This is a genomic window from Phenylobacterium sp., assembly GCF_030645195.1.
GTDB lineage: Bacteria > Pseudomonadota > Alphaproteobacteria > Caulobacterales > Caulobacteraceae > Phenylobacterium.
Genome location: NZ_JAUSLW010000213.1, coordinates 1 through 17,338, shown reverse-complemented (window position 1 = coordinate 17,338; position 17,338 = coordinate 1). Strand labels below are relative to the sequence as shown.

The 17,338-nt window shown below is 69.3% G+C and carries 14 protein-coding genes; 9 read left to right on the top strand and 5 right to left on the bottom strand.

The genetic code is table 11. The features are described 5' to 3' along the window. Nucleotides 1–94 precede the first annotated feature (94 nt). From kduI to Q7T09_RS19580, 7 genes are all read left to right on the top strand, one after another. Nucleotides 95–940 (top strand): 5-dehydro-4-deoxy-D-glucuronate isomerase, encoded by an 846-nt coding sequence (gene kduI / locus Q7T09_RS19610; protein WP_304701888.1) that lies wholly within the window; start codon nucleotides 95–97, stop codon nucleotides 938–940. A gap of 5 nt (nucleotides 941–945) precedes the next feature. Beyond that, entirely contained in the window at nucleotides 946–1,701 is a 756-nt protein-coding gene (gene kduD, locus Q7T09_RS19605; protein ID WP_304701887.1) for a 2-dehydro-3-deoxy-D-gluconate 5-dehydrogenase KduD, read from the top strand. 231 nt (nucleotides 1,702–1,932) lie between these two features. Next, nucleotides 1,933–3,408: a L,D-transpeptidase family protein gene (locus tag Q7T09_RS19600; protein ID WP_304701886.1), complete on the top strand. Its 1,476-nt coding sequence runs from the start codon at nucleotides 1,933–1,935 to the stop codon at nucleotides 3,406–3,408. A 352-nt stretch (nucleotides 3,409–3,760) separates the two neighbouring features. Beyond that, nucleotides 3,761–6,538: a TonB-dependent receptor gene (locus Q7T09_RS19595; RefSeq protein ID WP_304701885.1), complete on the top strand. Its 2,778-nt coding sequence runs from the start codon at nucleotides 3,761–3,763 to the stop codon at nucleotides 6,536–6,538. Between the two features lie 103 nt (nucleotides 6,539–6,641). Further along, the gene (locus Q7T09_RS19590; RefSeq protein ID WP_304701884.1) at nucleotides 6,642–7,658 is read left to right on the top strand and encodes a sugar kinase; all 1,017 of its coding nucleotides are present in this window, start codon (nucleotides 6,642–6,644) and stop codon (nucleotides 7,656–7,658) included. 121 nt (nucleotides 7,659–7,779) lie between these two features. Then, nucleotides 7,780–9,891: a M13 family metallopeptidase gene (locus tag Q7T09_RS19585; protein WP_304701883.1), complete on the top strand. Its 2,112-nt coding sequence runs from the start codon at nucleotides 7,780–7,782 to the stop codon at nucleotides 9,889–9,891. 10 nt (nucleotides 9,892–9,901) lie between these two features. Beyond that, nucleotides 9,902–10,702: an RNA methyltransferase gene (locus tag Q7T09_RS19580; RefSeq protein ID WP_304701882.1), complete on the top strand. Its 801-nt coding sequence runs from the start codon at nucleotides 9,902–9,904 to the stop codon at nucleotides 10,700–10,702. Nucleotides 10,703–10,810: 108 nt separating this feature from the next. Here the strand turns inward: Q7T09_RS19580 and Q7T09_RS19575 are convergent, their stop codons facing one another. The 5 genes from Q7T09_RS19575 to Q7T09_RS19555 form a co-directional block, all read right to left on the bottom strand. Next, nucleotides 10,811–11,221 (bottom strand): helix-turn-helix domain-containing protein, encoded by a 411-nt coding sequence (locus tag Q7T09_RS19575; protein ID WP_304701881.1) that lies wholly within the window; start codon nucleotides 11,219–11,221, stop codon nucleotides 10,811–10,813. 200 nt (nucleotides 11,222–11,421) lie between these two features. Beyond that, nucleotides 11,422–11,673 (bottom strand): hypothetical protein, encoded by a 252-nt coding sequence (locus Q7T09_RS19570; protein ID WP_304701880.1) that lies wholly within the window; start codon nucleotides 11,671–11,673, stop codon nucleotides 11,422–11,424. Continuing rightward, nucleotides 11,670–12,191 carry a cysteine hydrolase family protein gene (locus Q7T09_RS19565; RefSeq protein WP_304701879.1) on the bottom strand — a complete coding sequence of 174 codons (522 nt, stop codon included), beginning with the start codon at nucleotides 12,189–12,191 and terminating at the stop codon, nucleotides 11,670–11,672. The genes Q7T09_RS19570 and Q7T09_RS19565 overlap by 4 nt, the downstream gene beginning before the upstream one ends. After that, nucleotides 12,188–12,817, bottom strand: coding sequence for a GNAT family N-acetyltransferase (locus Q7T09_RS19560; protein WP_304701878.1), 630 nt, complete (start codon nucleotides 12,815–12,817; stop codon nucleotides 12,188–12,190). Before Q7T09_RS19560 ends, Q7T09_RS19565 begins: the two co-directional genes overlap by 4 nt. Further along, nucleotides 12,817–13,377 carry a hypothetical protein gene (locus Q7T09_RS19555; protein ID WP_304701877.1) on the bottom strand — a complete coding sequence of 187 codons (561 nt, stop codon included), beginning with the start codon at nucleotides 13,375–13,377 and terminating at the stop codon, nucleotides 12,817–12,819. Before Q7T09_RS19555 ends, Q7T09_RS19560 begins: the two co-directional genes overlap by 1 nt. Nucleotides 13,378–13,481: 104 nt before the next feature. Between Q7T09_RS19555 and Q7T09_RS19550 the strand changes: the two genes are divergently transcribed. Continuing rightward, nucleotides 13,482–14,456: a LysR family transcriptional regulator gene (locus tag Q7T09_RS19550; protein ID WP_304701876.1), complete on the top strand. Its 975-nt coding sequence runs from the start codon at nucleotides 13,482–13,484 to the stop codon at nucleotides 14,454–14,456. 125 nt (nucleotides 14,457–14,581) lie between these two features. Continuing rightward, the coding region (locus tag Q7T09_RS19545; RefSeq protein ID WP_304701875.1) for an ATP-binding protein at nucleotides 14,582–17,338 on the top strand (2,757 nt) is incomplete at its 3' end.

Sequence of the window (17,338 nt, the reverse complement as noted above, 5' to 3'; positions counted from 1 at the left end):
TCAGACGGGGCGGTCGACCCGCGCCTTCCATTACGCTTGCGTCGCGGCCGCGCACGCCCGCAAGCGAGCAGGAAAGACCCACAAGGACCTGATCATGTTCAAGAAAACCTACCACGCCACCCATCCGGACATGATGAAGGGCGCCGGCAATGACGAGCTGCGCGACCGCTATCTGGTCCAGGCGCTTTTCACCGCCGACACGGTCAGCCTGAACTACAGCCACAACGAACGCTTCGTGATCGGCGGGGTGGCCCCGGTGTCCCAGGCCGTGAAGCTGCCGGTCCAGAGCGAGCCGGCCTCGGCGGCGGGCCATCCGTTCCTGGAGCGGCGCGAGCTGGGCGTGGTCAATGTCGGCGGGGCCGGCAGGATCACCGTCGACGGCCAGGCCTTCGACATGGCGCCGCGCGATGGGCTCTACATCCCGATGGGGGTGGTCGACGTGACCTTCGAGAGCCTGGATCCGGCAAGCCCCGCGAAGTTCTACCTGGCCTCCACGCCGGCCCATAAGGTCTGCAAGCTGCAGCACATCGCCATCAGCCAGGCCAACCCCTTGGAGCGCGGCGAGGCGGCGACCTCCAACGAGCGGACCATCTACCAGTACATCATCCCCGGCGTCTGCGAGTCCGCCCAACTGCTGCTGGGGGTGACCTTCCTGAAGCCGGGCAGCGTGTGGAACACCATGCCGCCGCACCTGCACGACCGCCGCTCGGAAATCTATTTCTACTTCGACCTGGCCGGCGACAATAAGGTCTTCCACTTCATGGGCGAGCCGGAGGCCATGCGCCACATCGTGGTGGGCGCCAATGAGGCGGTGATCAGCCCGCCCTGGTCGATCCACATGGGGGCCGGCACCTCGAACTACGGGTTCATCTGGGCCATGGGCGGCGAGAATCTGGACTATACGGACATGCACGTCCTCGACATCTGCCAGTTGAAGTAGGGCCCATGTCCCCCTTCGACCTGACCGGCAAGACCGCCATCGTCACCGGCGCCAATACGGGACTGGGCCAGGCCATCGCCACGGCCCTGGCCACGGCGGGCGCCGACATCGCCGCCGTGGGCCGCACCCCGCCGGTGGACACCCGCTTCGCCGTCGAGGCCCTGGGCCGCCGCTTCCACGACATCTCGGCCGATCTGTCGACGATGGAGCCGATCAGCCGCATCGTGTCCGAGACGGTCGACCACTTCGGCGGGATCGATATCCTGGTGAACAACGCCGGGATCATCCGCCGCAACGACGCCGCCCTCTTCACCGAGGACGACTGGGACGCGGTGATGGACGTCAACCTGAAGACCACCTTCTTCCTCACCCAGGCGGTGGGCCGGCGGATGATGGAGCAGGGGCGGGGTGGCAAGATCATCAATATCGCCTCGATGCTGTCCTACCAGGGGGGCGTCCGGGTGCCCTCCTACGCGGCCTCCAAGAGCGGTCTGGCCGGCGTCACCAGGGCGCTCGCCAACGAGTGGGCGGGCAAGGGGATCAACGTCAACGCCATCGCGCCCGGCTATTTCTCCACCAACAACACCGAGGCCCTGAGGTCCGACGAGATCCGCTCGCGCGACATCCTGGCCCGCATCCCGGCCGGCCGCTGGGGCAGGCCCGACGATATCGGCGGGGCGGCGGTGTTCCTGGCGTCGGCGGCCTCCGACTATGTGCACGGGACCCTGGTGCCCGTGGACGGCGGCTGGCTGGCGCGCTGAGGCCTTTTTGCGAGATCACCTGTGGCGCGAGCGACCTAGTCGCGGTTCGCGCGTTGCCCCATAGCTGAGGCGTACAGGTGTGAGCTGGAATTGATGGTGTTCGGGGGCGGCGGCGCCAAAGACGGGCGTCCGGGGGATGAAGCGGATCATCCGGCGCGCGCCACACGCCGCCAACTGGGCGCGTGGGCCCTGGGCCTGGGGCTGGCCGGCCCGGCCGCCGCCCGGGCGCAGTTGTTCCCCATCCCCGCGATCCCCACGATCCCCGCACCGGCCCCGATCATCGACCCCCTGGTGCTGCAGGCCCTGGCCACCGATCCGCGGGCCAAGCGCTTCTACACCCTGCGCGCCTGGACCGCGGCGTGGACCGAGGATCAGGCCAAGGCCTTCTCCGCGGCCCTGGAGGGCGCCATCCGCCACGGTATGGACGGCGCGGCCTTCCTGCCCGCCGCCACGCGCGATCCCGCCGCCCGCGAGGTCGCCCTGACGCTCGCCGCGCTCACCTATGCCGACGGCCTGGCCCGCGGCCTGGCAGACCCCGCCGCCGCGTCCCAAGGCCTGTTCACCCTGGAGCGCCAGGGAACCGACGTCACGGCCGGCCTGTCCCAGGCCCTGGACCGGCGCGAACTCGCCGTCTGGCTCGACCGTTTGCCGCCGCGGGACGCCGAGTACCAGGCCCTGTCGAGCGCCTATGTCGCCCTGCGGACCCAGATCAGCCAGGCCACCGCCTCGGCCATCCCGACCGGGCCCGCCATCCTGCCGGGCGGGACGGACTACCGGGCGCCGCTGATCGCCCAGCGGCTCTACGACCTGGGCTATCTCACCGGCCCGCCCATGGCCTCCCAGACCCTGTCGGCGCCGATCTCGGAGGCCCTGAAGCGCATCCAGGCCGAGAACGGCATGCAGGCCACCGGCAAGGTCGGCAACGACACCATCGCCGTGCTCAACGCCGGGCCCGCCGACCATGCCCGACAGCTGGTGCTGAACCTTGAGCGCCGCCGCTGGCTGCGGCGCGAGGCGCCGGCGACGCGGATCGACGTGAACACCGCCGGCGCCTTCTTCACCTTCTTCCGCAACGGCGTGGCCGACTGGTCGGGCCGCACGGTGGTGGGCAGCGCCAACCGCCAGACTCCCAGCCTGCAATCGAGCTTCAGCCAGCTGGTGGTCAATCCGCCCTGGAACGTGCCGGCCAGCATCGCCCGGGCCGAGATCTTCCCGCGCGGGGCGGGCTATCTGCGTCGGCAGAACATGTATGTCACCAACGGACGGGTGGTGCAGCGGCCGGGGCCGACCGCGGCGCTCGGCCTGGTGAAGTTCGACATGCAGAACCCCTACGCCATCTATCTGCACGACACGCCCTCCAAGAGCCTGTTCGCCCGGGCCGCGCGCCACCGCAGCCACGGCTGCGTGCGGGTGGAGAACGCGGTGGACTTCGCGCGCCACCTGGCCGGTCTCTACGGCGTGACCGACCGCTTCGAGGCGGTGCTGGCCACCGGCGACACCGGCGTGGTCCAGCTGGGGAGCGATATCCCGGTGCGGCTGCTCTACCACACCGCCTTCGTGGGCGAGGCCGGGGCGGTGGTCTACCGCTCCGACCCCTATGGCCTGGACGTCAAGCTGGCCAAGGCCATGGGCCTCGACGCCCCCCGCTCGACCCTCAATCCGGAAGAAGCCGCCCCCGACCCGCAATCGGCGCCGCTGGGTCCGTAGGTCCGGGCGGCGGGCGCGCCCTTGCGCCGCGCCGCCAGGGTTTCCACCGTCAGAGTGGTGTTTTCGACGCACTGCCAAGCTTTGAGGCGCCGGCTGTTCGCGTTTCGAGCGACCGGTCTTGCGAATAAGACAGAACCATGGCTATCCTCATTGCTACCGGTGTCAGAGGCTTTTGGGGGCTAATGACACCGGTGTCATAAATGGGGAAACGCGGGGATGCGCCGATCGGCGCCCTTCGTCTGACGGCGTCACGTCGCAGACGGCTTCGCACAGGGAGGGACAGATGGTCCGCACTGGGTCTTGGACGAAAACGCGTGCGCTGTTTGGTGGCGCGTCCCTGGCGGCTCTGGCCATGGCCTTCGCCGCGCCGGCCTTCGCGCAGCAGACGGAGGTCGAGGAGATCGTGGTCACCGGCTTCCGGGGCAGCCTGCAACAGGCCCTGGAACTGAAGCGCGGCAGCGCCACGGCGGGCGACACCATCCTGGCCGAGGACATCGGCAAGTTCCCCGACCTGAACCTTTCGGAATCCATCCAGCGAATCTCCGGCGTGGCGCTCGCCCGCGACGCCGGCGAAGGCCGTCAGATCTCGGTGCGGGGCCTAGGGCCCCAGTTCACCCGGGTCCGCATCAACGGCATGGAGGCCCTGACCACGGCCGGCGGCACCGACGCCTCGGGCGGCACCAACCGCGGGCGCAGCTTCGACTTCAACATCTTCGCCGCCGATCTGTTCAACTCGATCACCGTGCAGAAGACCGCCGCGGCCGAGACGGAGGAGGGCTCCCTGGGCGCCACGGTGGACCTGCGCACGGCGCGGCCGCTGGACTATGACGGCTTCAAGTTGGTGGCCTCGGCCCAGGCCAGCTACAATTCCCTGTCGGAGGACTCCTCGCCGCGCGCCGCCGGCATGATCTCCAACACCTGGGCCGACGGGACCTTCGGGGCCCTGCTCAGCCTGGCCTACACCAAGCGTTCACTGCTGGACGTCGGGACCTCCACGGTGCGCTGGGCGCCGGGGACCTCGTTCTCGCCGGGCTTCGACGCCCTGCCGAACGGCGCGGGCCTGCCCGCCATCGTCAATCCGGCCGCGGCGGCCAACAATGCGGCCTATCACCCGCGCTTCCCGCGTTATGACCGCTACGACCAGGAGCAGGAGCGCCTGGGCGCCACCTTCGCCCTGCAGTGGAAGCCGACGGACGCCACCGAGCTGACCTTCGACTACCTCTACGCCAAGCTGGACGGCGCCCGGGAGGAGCAGTTCCTGGAGGCCCCGTCCTTCAGCGTCGGCGGCGCCTGCACCGCGGCCAACGTCGCCACCTCCTGCGGCATCGCCGACACCAATGTGGTCTCCTCGACCATCGCCAACGGGGTCATGACGGCCGGCACGTTCGACGACGTCGATCTGCGGGTCGAGGACCGCTACGACGAGCTGACCACCACCTTCAACCAGTACTCCCTGGACTTCAGCCACACGTTCTCCGACGCGCTGAAGATCCACGCCGTGGCCGGCCACTCGAAGTCCGACCATGACAATTCGGTCCAGACGACGATCATCTGGGATCAGTTCAATGTGGACGGCTACAGGTTCGACTACGGCCAGGGCCGCGCCCCGCTGCTCAGCTACGGAAACGCCGACCTGACCAATCCCAGCGCCTGGCGACTGACCCAGGTGCGGATGCGGCCGCAGACGGCGGTCAACACCTACGACACCGTCTCCTTCGACGGCGAGTGGAAGGGCAACGACATCCTGACCTTCAAGGGCGGCCTGTCCTGGAAGCAGTACGAGTTCGAGACCACTGAACTGCGCCGCTCCAACGGCACCTCCACCAACCAGGAGACCGTGATCCCCACCGCCGTGGGGGCGATCGCGACCTCCAGCTACGCCAAGACCGTGACCCTGCCTACCGAGGGGCTGGGCGTTCCGGCCGGCTCCACCAGTTCCTGGATTTCGCCGAACTACTTCAGCGCGCTCACCCTGTTCCAGCTCAGCGACCCCACCGCCTTCGGCGGGGCCTGGCGGCTGGGCAAGGAGCCGTCGCTGTCCAACAACAACTCGGTGGGCGAGAAGGACAAGGGCGGCTTCATCCAGGCCGACTGGGACACCGAACTGGCCGGCATGCCGTTCCGCGGCAATATCGGCGTCCGTTACGTGAAGACCGAGCAGACGGCCTCGGGCTACACCTTCCTGGCCGGGGCTCCTGTGCCGATCACCGTGGACCGGGAGTACGACGACACCCTGCCGTCGCTGAACATGGTGATCGAGCCGGTGGAGAACTTGCTGGTCCGCTTCGGCGCGGCCCAGACCATGTCGCGGCCGAACCTGGGTAGCCTGACGCCCGGCGCCAGCGTCAGCGTCTCGGGCTCCTCGCGGACCGTGACCGCCGGCAACCCGAACCTCGATCCGTTCCGGGCCAAGGCCTATGACCTGTCCTTCGAGTGGTACTATCAGCCGGAAGCCCTGCTGAGCGTCGCCTTCTTCAAGAAGGAGATCGACAGCTTCGTGCAGACGCTCTCCACCCAGACGACCTTCACCGGCAATCCCTTCGGGATCCCCGACAGCGTCGCCACCGCCGCCTGCGGGACCACCGTCGGCTGCAGCCCCTCGGCCACCTGGAACTTCGCCACCCCGATCAACACCCCCGGCGGCGACCTGACCGGCTTCGAGGTCAGCTTCCAGCAGCCCTTCAGCTTCCTGCCGGGGCCCCTGGCCAACACCGGGATCATCGCCAACTACACCAGCGTGAAGTCGTCCATCGACTACTACGCGACGGTGGCCGGGGTGACGACCAAGGTGGCCACCAACGACCTGACCGGCCTGTCGCGCAAGGCCTACAACGTCACCCTCTACTATGAGGACGACAAGATCAGCGCCCGGGTCTCGGCCAGTCACCGCGACAAATACCTGACCCGCGTCCCGGGCCAGGAGTCCGGCATGGTCTATGACGGCACCAACGAGACCATGAACGTCGACGCCTCGTTCACCTACACCTGGAACGACCACCTGAAGTTCACCCTGGAAGGGGTGAATCTCACCGACGAGTTCCAGGACCAGTTCAACGGGACCCAGGACCTGGTGAACTTCTATCACCACACCGGCCGGGAATACCTGCTGGGCGTGCGCTACACCTACTAGACCATCCCCCCGAGGAGAGACTTTCGGCGCGCCGGTTCCCCGGCGCGCCGCTTTGTTTAGGGTAGGGCGCGCGGCTTGTGCGCCGCGCCGACAGGAGACACGCGTGGCGGGACAAGTGGTCTGTTTCGGGGAGGTGCTGGTGCGCCTGGCCGCGCCCGAGAACGAGCTCCTGCTGCAGTCGCCGAGCCTGAAGGTCTGTTTCGGCGGGGCCGAGGCCAATGTGGCGGTCTCGCTGGCCCGCTTCGGCCATGCCGCGCGCATGCTGAGCGTGCTGCCCGACAACGGCCTGGGCCAGGCGGCGATCGACGAGCTGCGGCGCCACGGGGTCGACACCTCCGGGATCAGCCTGACCCCCGGCCGGATGGGGCTCTATTTCCTCACCCCCGGCGCGGGCCAGCGGACCGCCCAGGTGCTGTATGACCGCGCCGATTCCGCCTTCTGCCGCGGGGCCGGGGCCATCGACTGGGAGGCGGGGCTGCGGGGGGCGGATTGGCTGCACGTCTCCGGGGTCACCGCCGCCATCGGGCCCGACACCGCCGGGGCCGCGGTCGACGCCGTCCGCGCCGCGCGCCGGCTGGGCCTGACGGTCTCCATGGACTGCAATTACCGCGCGACCCTCTGGCAGGCCTGGAACGGCGACGCGCCGGCGATCCTGGCGCAGATGCTCAGCCAGGCCGACCTGGTGTTCGGCGACCATCGCGACATCGCCCTGGTTCTGAGAACCGCCGCACCGGAGGGTCTGGAGGCCGAGGGCCTGCGCCGCTGGGCCGCCGAGCGGGCCTTCAAGGCCTGGCCCAACCTCGCGCGCCTGGCCTGCACCGACCGGGTGCAGCACACGGTCAACCACCACGACCTGACCGGCTTCCTATTCTCCCGCCAGGGCGCCTGGCGCACCGAGAGCCGGCCGCTCAACCCCATCGTCGACCGCATCGGGGGCGGGGACGCCTTCGCCGCCGGGGTGATCCACGGCCTGCTGGCGGGGCTGAGCGAGGCCGACACCCTGGACTTCGCCGTGGCCGCCACGGCCCTGAAGCACACCATCCCCGGAGACTTCAACCTGGCGACCCTGGCCGACGTCGAGGCCCTGCTGTCGGCGAACGGGCTGGATGTGCGGCGGTAGCTAACCGCCTCGCATGACAGAAGATTAATCCGGCCCGGGCGCCCAAATCGCCGGGCCGGTGTATGAAGGCTCAAACGCTGAGAGCGCGCCGTGACGCGCCCGGTCCCTTGGGAGTCTTTGAATGATCCGTCTGAAAACCCTGTTGCTGGCCGCCTGCGCGCCGGTGATCCTGGCCGCCTGCGCCACCACGGCGGCCGCGCCTCCCGTCCCGGCGCCGACACCCGTGGTCGAGGCGCCCAGGCCCAAGCCCGCCTACGGGACCTTCGGCTTCGATACCGCCGGCATGGACGCCTCGGTGAAGCCTGGCGACGACTTCTTCAGCTACGCCAACGGGACCTGGGTGAAGACCACCGAGATTCCCGCCGACCGGTCCAGCTACAACACCTTCGCGGTGCTGCGGGAGGCCGCCACCAAGCGCACGGTCGACCTGATCGAGACGGCCGCCAAGACGCAAGGTCCGGCCGGGTCAGAGGCCCGGATGATCGGCGACTACTATGCGAGCTTCATGGACGAGGCCGCCGTCGAGGCGAAGGGGGCGACCCCGCTGGCGCCGGAACTGGCCCAGATCGCGGCCATCAAGAGCCGCAAGGACCTGTCGGCCCAGCTGGGCGGCTCGATCCGCGCTGATGTGGACATCATGAACGCCACCAGCACCAAGACCGAGCGGATCTTCGGCCTCTGGGTGGTGGAGAACCTGAACGACACCAGCCGCTACCTGCCCTACATCATCCAAGGCGGCCTGGGCATGCCCGACCGCACCTACTATCTCGACGCCGGCGCGAAGTACGTGGACCTGCGGGCCAAGTACAAGGCCCACGTCGCCGACCAGCTTCGGCTGGCGGGCTTCAGCGACGTGGACGCCCGGGCGGCGCGGGTCCTGGCCCTGGAGACCAAGATCGCGGCCACCCACTGGACCGCCTCTGACACCTTCGACATCCCCAAGACCAACGTCCAGTGGTCCCGCGCCGACCTGGCGAAGAAGGCGCCGGGCATGGACTGGGACGCCTTCCTGACCGCCGCGGGCCTCGCCGATCAGCCGATGTTCGGCGCCTGGCAGTCCACCGCCATCAGCGGCGAGGCCAAGCTGGTGGCGTCCGAACCGCTGGCGGCCTGGAAGGACTACCTGGCCTTCCACACCGTCGAGCGCGGGTCGCCCTATCTCTCCAAGGCCTTCGTGGACGAGAGCTTCGCCTTCAATGGCACGGCGCTGTCGGGCACGCCGCAGCAGGCCGCCCGCTGGAAGCGCGGCGTCGACTTCACCGGCAATGCGCTCGGCGAGGCGATCGGAAAACTCTACGTCGCCAAATACTTCCCTCCGGAATCGAAGGCGGAGGTCGAGGGCATGGTGAAGAACATCCTGGCCGCCTTCGACAAGCGCATCGACCGGCTCGACTGGATGGACCCGGCCACCAAGGCCAAGGCCCACGAGAAGCTGGCCAACTTCCAAGTCGGCGTCGGCTATCCCGACAAGTGGCGTGACTATTCGGGCCTGAACATCGTGGCCGGGGACGCCTACGGCAACTGGCGGCGCGGCGAGCTCTTCGAATACCGCCGCAACCTCGCCAAGCTGGGTCAGCCGGTGGACCGGGGCGAATGGTACATGACGCCCCAGACGGTCAACGCCCTGAACGCGCCGATGCAGAACTCCATCAGCTTCCCGGCCGCCATCCTGGCGCCGCCCTTCTTCGATCCGGCCGCCGACCCGGCGGTGAACTATGGGGCCATCGGCGGGGTGATCGGCCATGAGATCAGCCACGGCTTCGATGACGCAGGCGCCCTGTTCGACGCCAAGGGCAATGTCCGCAACTGGTGGATCGACGCCGACATGGCCCACTTCAAGGCCTCGGCCAAGCAGCTGTCGGCCCAGTACGACGCCTACAAGCCGCTGCCGGACCTGGCGGTGAACGGCGACCTGACGCTGGGCGAGAACATCGCCGACCTGGCGGGTTTGGCGACGGCCTATGACGCCTATCACCTGTCGCTGAACGGGGCTCCGGCCCCGGTGATCGACGGGGTCACCGCCGACCAGCGGATCTTCCTGGGCTGGGCGCAGAACTATCGGTCCAAGGCCCGCGAGGCCGCCCTGCGCCGCACCCTGCTGACCGACGGGCACTCGCCCGGCGAATACCGCGCCGACACGGTGCGCAACCTCGACGCCTGGTACGGGGCCTTCGGCGCCAAGCCCGGCGAGACGCTCTATCTGGCGCCCGCCGACCGGGTGAAGATCTGGTAGACGCGGCTTCGTGATCATCCCGATCGACGACCCCGCCGACCCGCGCGTCGCAGCCTATCGCGACGTGCGGGAGCGCGACCTGGTGGGGCGCGAGGGGCTGTTCGTGGCCGAGGGCGAGGTGGTGCTCAACGTCCTGGCCCGCTCGACCCTGTGCGAACCCATCTCCCTGATGATCGCGCAGAAGCGGGTGGCGGGGCTGGCTCACCTGTTGGAGCAACTCCCGGACGACCTGCCCGTCTATGCCGCCAGCCAGGCGGCCATGGACGCGGTGGTGGGCTTCCCCATCCATCGCGGCATCCTGGCGCTCGGCCGTCGCCGTGATCCGCCGAGCGCCCGGGACATGCTGGCGGGCCTGGGGGAGGGGGCGCTGGTCCTGGCGCTCTCGGGGATCGCCAACCACGACAACATGGGCGGCCTGTTCCGCAACGCCGCGGCCTTCGGGGCTGATGCGGTGCTGCTGGACGCCGACTGCTGCGACCCGCTGTACCGCAAGGCGATCCGGGTCTCGGTGGGGGCCGCGCTGGCCACCCCCTTCGCCTGGGCCAAGGGGGACCTGCTGGACCTGCTGGAGGAGGCGGGCTTCGAGGCCGTGGCGCTCAGCCCGTCGGGGGCGACGCGACTTGCGGACCTGAAGCGGGCGTCAAGGACCGCCGTGCTGCTGGGGGCCGAGGGGCCGGGCCTGCCGGCGTCCGTCCTGGCGCGCACGACGACGGTGGCCATTCCCATGGCCACCGGCTTTGATTCCTTGAACGTCGCGACGACTGCGGGGATCGTGCTGCACCACCTGGCCTTCGCGGCCGAGCGCCTCTAGAGCTGTTCCCGTTTCGAATGAATCGAAACGGGGCTCTAGATTCCTTACTTGGTCGCTCTTCCTGATCGCCTGACTTGATCCAAGTCAGGCGGGAAACGCTCTAGGGCGTCAGCGTGCGCGCTTGGGGGCGGGTTCCTGGGTCTCTTCGATCAGGGACCGGGTCAGGTTGAGGATGGCGGTGCGCAGGGAAGGCTGCTGCACGCTGGCGAAGGCCTCCAGGAGCTGGACGGCGCCGGGCACGGCCAGCTTCTCGAACAGGCTCTGGTCGCCGCTCGGGCGGTCGTTCTCGCCCACCAGCTCGGCGACCGTGGTCTCCAGCTTCTCGGCGATGCGGACCAGCATGGAGGCCGAGGTGCGGTTGGCCCCGCGTTCGTACTTCTGGACCTGCTGGAAGGAGACGCCCAGGTGTTCGGCCAGGTTCGACTGGGAGATTCCCAGCCACTTTCGCCGCACACGGATGCGGTGGCCGACGGCGACGTCGATGGGATCAGGGCCCGCCTCGTCCAGGTTCTCGCTCACAGACATGTCCTTATGGTCACGGATGCGTAAACACGCGTGGCCTTTCTGCACCTGCGAAGAGGCCCTCGCCACTGAATTGTCTGGCGTAAGACATAGGGCCGCACCCCACGGTTAATTCTCGCCTACCGGGGGTCGTGCTTTCGCGCCTGGCATGACGGCGGACGCGCAACGGGCGAACGCGCGCCGCCCGGAGGCGCACGTCAGGCGTCGGATACCCGACCGTCGAGGATGCCGTGGATCTGGTCCAGGACGGCGATGGCGACCTCCTCGCCCTCCGATTCGGAGATTTCGGCGGCGCGCCGGACGATCACCGACAGGGTCGCCATGTCCCGTGGGCTGAGCAGGCTGGCCATCTCCAGCAACTCGGCGGTCTGGTCGTCGAGCTCCATCTCGGCTGTCCGTTGGGGCGGACCGACGGGCAGGAAGCTCAGCGGCATCTTGAAATCGCTCATGGCGTGTTCGCCGCGGCGAACCGCGAGGCGTCCTCGAAAACCAAGTCATGGAAGGTCAGCACCCGGGTGCGGGACGCCAGGGCGGCAAGGGGCTTGAGCAGGATGCGGCGGGCGGTGGGATCGCCGCCGACCGCATCCTCGACGACATCGACCGCCAGGTCCCGGTCGGCGGCGGCGAAGGCGGTGGCCATCACCGTGTCGGCCAGGGAGAAGCCGATCAGCACAAGCGGTCCGCCCAGCGTCTGGGCGGTCTGGCTGAAGGTCCTGTTGGTGAAGGCCGAGGGCCCCTGGCGGCCGAACACGGCCTCGCTCGGCAGGGGCTCCAGCCCCGGGATCGGCCGCCCGCCGGGCAGCTGGGCGTTGCGGCTATGGACGTGCAGCACCGGCCAGCGCCGGCGCCGGGCCTCCTCCAGCACGGCGCGGCAGGCCGTCACGGTCGCGGGCGCTCCCTCGCAGGCGAGCCGTTCGCGCTGCAGGTCCAGGCAGACCAGGGCTGAGGAGTCGGGGCCAAAGATCACGCGAAGGCGCCCGGGTTGCCGGGGGTGCGGCCGGCGGACTTGTCCAGCACGCCGGGTTCGTTCCAGGCGCCCTCCGGCCGCAGCAACTCGTAGGGGTCGGAGTCCAGGGTCAGGGCGTCGGGCGGGGGCACGCCCTCCACCACCATCTCGACATAGTCGTGGTCGGAGACCACGAAGCCGTCGCGGGCGGGACGGACATAGGCGTTGAAGTACTGCTCCCAGAAGGGGATCAGCCGCACCTGCCCGTAGCCGAGGATCTTCCGGTAGTTCTTCTTCTCCGCCAGCCTCTTGGCCGCCAGGATCAGCATCAGGGTGGCGCGGCCCCGACGGAATTCCTTGCGGACGGCCACCCGCTCCACCTTGGCGAAGTCGGCGAACCAGCGCACCCGCAGGGTCCCGATCGGCTCGCCGTCGCGGCGCAGGACCAGGTGGGTGGCGCCGGCGAAGTCGTTGCCGTCGAACTCCTCGTCATAGGGGCAGGCCTGCTCGCCCATATAGACCAGGGAGCGCACGGCCATGGCCTGCATCAGGTCGGCCAGGGTGCGGCAGACCGCGACCTCCAGCTGGCCCTCGTCGACCTGCGCGGGCGCGCGCGCCTCCAGGGGCATGCGGACATTGGCGTTCATCAGGCGGCCTTCCGGTGGACGGTCCAGGCGGGGCAGACCACCAGGCCGCCGGGGCCTGGCACGGCCTGAGCGCCCATGCGCCCCAGCAGGGCGCGCTCGCCCCCCGGCGTCGCGGCCCGGCCATAGAGGGGGACGGTGTCGAAGATCTCCCGGTGGATGGCGAGCGCCCCGGCCAGCACCACGGCCCGGCCGCGCCAGCTGACCCCGGCCATGCCCCAGCCATAGACGGCGATCACCCGCTCGCCCGGACGCGCGGCCTGGGCCAAGGGCGGGGCGATCCCGTCGAACCGTCCGGCCGCCAGCTCCGGCGCGGCGGCCCGCGTCAGGGGAATGATGCAGAGCACGCCCGCCAGCCAGCCGTCGGGGCCGCGATAGGCGAAGGAGGAGCCCCGCGTGCGGTCCTGGACGGCCTGCAGGGTGGCGACGCTGGCGATGGCGGGGCTCACCGTGCGCGCGGCGATGGCGTGGCCCTCGACGATCTCGCCGGGGGTGGCCAGGGTCAGGCCAAGGCCGGCCAGGGTGTCGCGGGTGGCTCGTGCGAAGTTGGTGGTGGCGGGCATGCGGGTCACGCGCCTTGTGTGAAGCCGGCTTTTGGTAGAGCCTCGGGATCAGCGCGTGCAGCCCAGAACTTCGTATGGGGGCGCCACGTTTCTGGTTGGGTTGGATGGAAAATCACCACGGCGGCCGCGCCGACTGGGACGACATCAAGACCTTCGTGGCCGCCGCTCAGGCCGGCAGCTTCGGCGCGGCCGCGCGCCGCCTGCGCACCAGCCAGCCCACCATCACCCGCCGCATCGACGACCTGGAGACCCGGCTGGGGGTGCGCCTGTTCGACCGGGGCCTGCGCGGGGTCAGTCTGACGCGGGCCGGGGAACGCATCTATGACCGGGCGCTCTCCATGCAGCGCGCCTCGGTGGACATCGAGCGCCTGGCCCTGGAGGCCGACCGCCACGACGCCGGCGAGGTGACCATCGCCGCCCCCGAGGGCGTCGGCGGCTTCCTGCTGGGGGACAAGATCGCCGAGTTCATGAAGGAGAGCCCGGGCATCCGCCTGGCCCTGGACTGCGGCTTCTACCGGGAGAACCCGGTGGACGCCCATGTGGACCTGTCGATCCAGTTCACCGACGGCGGCGGGGCCCCGGACGTGGCCGCCACCGAGCTGGCGACCCTGCACTACGCCCTGTTCGCCTCGCAGGACTATATCGACACCTACGGCGCCCCCACCAAGCTGGAGGCCGCGGTGGGCCACCGTTTCATCGCCCACTCAGCCCAGGTCAGCGAGCGCGGCCAGTGGCACGCCAAGACCAGCGCCTTCATGGAGCTGGCGGCGCCGGCCCTGGTAGTGAACTCCTCGACCGCCATGCTCTACGCCATCCAGCGCGGCGCGGGGATCGGCCCCATCCCCACCGCCATCCTGCGCCTGACCCAGGATTTGGTGATGCTGGACATCCCGCCGTTGGCCAGCGGCACGCTCTGGCTTTGCCACCATCGCGACGCCATCAAGTCGCCCCGCGTGGCCCGGGTCGCCGAGTGGCTGGTCTCGATCTTCGACGCCCGCGAGCGGCCCTGGTTCCGCAAGGAGTTCATCCATCCGTCGGAATTCGACGGCTGGGCCTGGCCGGCCGCCGCGCGCGCCTAAGTCATCGAGTCGGCACGGAAATCTCGCCTAGGGCCGAGGTTTTTGACGCCTTGTATAAAGCCGGCCTTAACCCACTTCCCGTACCGTTTTTCCGACAAACGGGCAAAGACCGGGGGGTTCGGCGCATGTCAGAGATCAGTTCGCCGGTTTCCAGCGCCGATTTCGAGGCTGGACGCCCCTTCGAATTGGACCTGAGCCAGGAGGTCTGCGACCGCGCCACCCGGCTGGCCAAGACCCTGTTCGGCCCCGTCGAGGCCCAGGTCGTGCTGATCCAGGACGGCCGCCTGTGGCGCAGCCGCGAGCCGGGCCGGGAGACGCGCTATGACCCCGGTGTCGAGGCCGTGCTGGCCAGCGGGGAGCCCCTCTGGGTCGAGGACGGCCGACGCGATCCGCGCTTCGCCGACCTGGCCCAGGTGACCGGACCGCCCTATCTCCGTTTCTATGCCGCCGCCCCCATCCGCCTGGCCGACGGCACGATCGCCGGGCTGCTGGGGGTCATCGGCCTGGAGGTCCGCGCCTTCGACGCCAGCCTCGCCGGTCGCCTGACGGACCTGGCCGCCTTCGTCGCCGACGAGTGGGACCGCGCCCAGGCCACCAAGGCCCGCGAACAGGGCCGCCGCGAGCGGGCGGCCATCATGTCGGCCTTCGCCGGCGTGGTGCAGGCCATGCCGGTGTCGCTGGTGATCACCGACCGGAACCTCAATGTCGTGGGCTGCAGCCCCCGCTGGGCCGCAGAGCTTGGCCTCACCGACCGCGAGGCGACCGGCCGCAACATGATGGAACTGCGCCCGGCGGTCTTCGAGCGCTGGCGGGAGTTCTATGAGCGCGTCCTCGCCGGCGAGACAATCACCTCCGACCGCGTGCCCTATAGCGACGACGACGGCGCGGTGCGCTGGATCACGGTGGAGATGGCGCCCTGGCGCAACGCCGATGGCGGGGTCGGCGGGATCATCGTCGCCAGCCACAACATCACCAGCATGGTCGAGGCCATGGAGGCCACCGAGCGCTCGGAACAGCGCCTGACGCTGGCCATGGAGATCGCCGACATCCATGTCTACGAGATGGACTATGTCCGCCGCGAGCTGATCAAGGCCGGGGCCGAGGACACCTTCTTCAGCGAACCCAAGACCTACGAGGAACTCTACAGGGATATCTACGGCACCATCGACGCTCGCGACCGGCCCAGCATCGAGGAACAATGGCGGCTGCACATCGAGGAAGGCGTTCCCTACCGCCCCGAGTACCGGATCGTGCGCGCCGACGACCGGGAGGTCTGGACCTCCGGCGCCTGCCGCCTGATCGCCGACAAGGACGGACGTCCCCTGCGCCTGATCGGCGCCCTGCAGAACATCACAGGCCGCAAGGAGGCCGAGCAGGCCCTGCTGCAGGCCAAGGAGGAGGCCGAGGCCGCCAACCGCGCCAAGTCCACCTTCCTGGCCACCATGAGCCACGAGATCCGCACGCCGCTGAACGGGGTGCTGGGCATGGCCCAGGCCATGGCCGCCGACGAGCTGAGCCCCCTGCAACGCACCCGTCTGGACGTGGTGCGGCAGTCCGGCGAAACCCTGCTGCACATCCTCAACGACGTCCTGGACCTGTCCAAGATCGAGGCCGGCAAGCTGGAGCTGGAGGAGGCCGCCTTCGACATCAGCGACCTGGCGCGCGGGGCGCACGCGGCCTTCACCGCCATCGCCAACAAGAAGGGCCTGTCCTTCGACCTGGCGGTGGAGAGCGACGCCCGCGGGGTCTATCTGGGCGACTCCACCCGGGTGCGGCAGATCCTCTACAACCTGGTCTCCAACGCGCTGAAGTTCACCGAGACCGGCGAGGTCCGGGTGTCGGTGGCGCGTACGCAGGAAGGCCTGACGCTGACCGTGGCCGACACCGGCATCGGCATTCCCGTCGATCAGCAGCAGGCGGTCTTTGAGGCGTTCCATCAAGCCGACGGATCCTCCACGCGCAGGTTCGGCGGCACGGGGCTGGGCCTGACCATTTCACACGCCCTGGCGCAGCAGATGGGCGGACAGCTGTGGGTGGAGAGCGCACTCGATGAGGGCAGCACCTTCCATTTCACGGCGTTGCTTGAGATCGCGTCTGGCTTCGTCGAGTCAGCCTTGCCCGCGCCAGACGCCGCGTTCACCATTCGGGCGGCCGCACGGCCGGCCCGCGTCCTGCTCGTGGAAGACAACGTGGTCAACCAACAGGTTGCGATGGGCCTGCTGGCCCGCAGGGGCCACCACGTGACACTGGCGACAAACGGTGTGGAGGCGCTCGATCAACTCGCACACGGCGCGTTTGACGTGGTGTTGATGGATGTCCAGATGCCGGTGATGGGCGGCGTGGAAGCGGCGGAGGCCATTCGCCGGGGCGAACGGGACGGTGGCGGGCGCATTCCGATCATCGCGATGACCGCCCATGCCGGGGACGGCGATCGCGAGCGTTGCCTGGCCGCCGGCATGGATGGGTATTTGCCCAAACCCGTCGAGCCGGACCAGTTGTTTGCCGCCGTCGAAGCCGGCGCTCGCCCCCAGGCCGCCGGGCCACGCGCCAGTTCCCCTGGCCCAGGAAGCGCATTCGATGAGCGCGCGCTCCTGCGCCGCGTCGGTGGCAATCGCGCGGTGATGACAGCGGTCTTGCGTGTGTTCGTTGAGGACTGCCCGGCGCGTCTTGAAGCGATTGAGGATGCGCTGCGCCGCCAGCATGCCGGCGACCTGCGCGCAGCCGCGCACGAGCTCAAGGGCGCATCAGGCAACCTGTCCGCCGTGGCACTCTGGACTGCCGCCAGCGCCCTCGAAGAGGCTGCGGCTGGCGGACATATGGACGTCGCCGGGGATCTGTGGCCAGATGTATCATCTCAAGCGAAGCGGTTGCTCGAGGAGGTT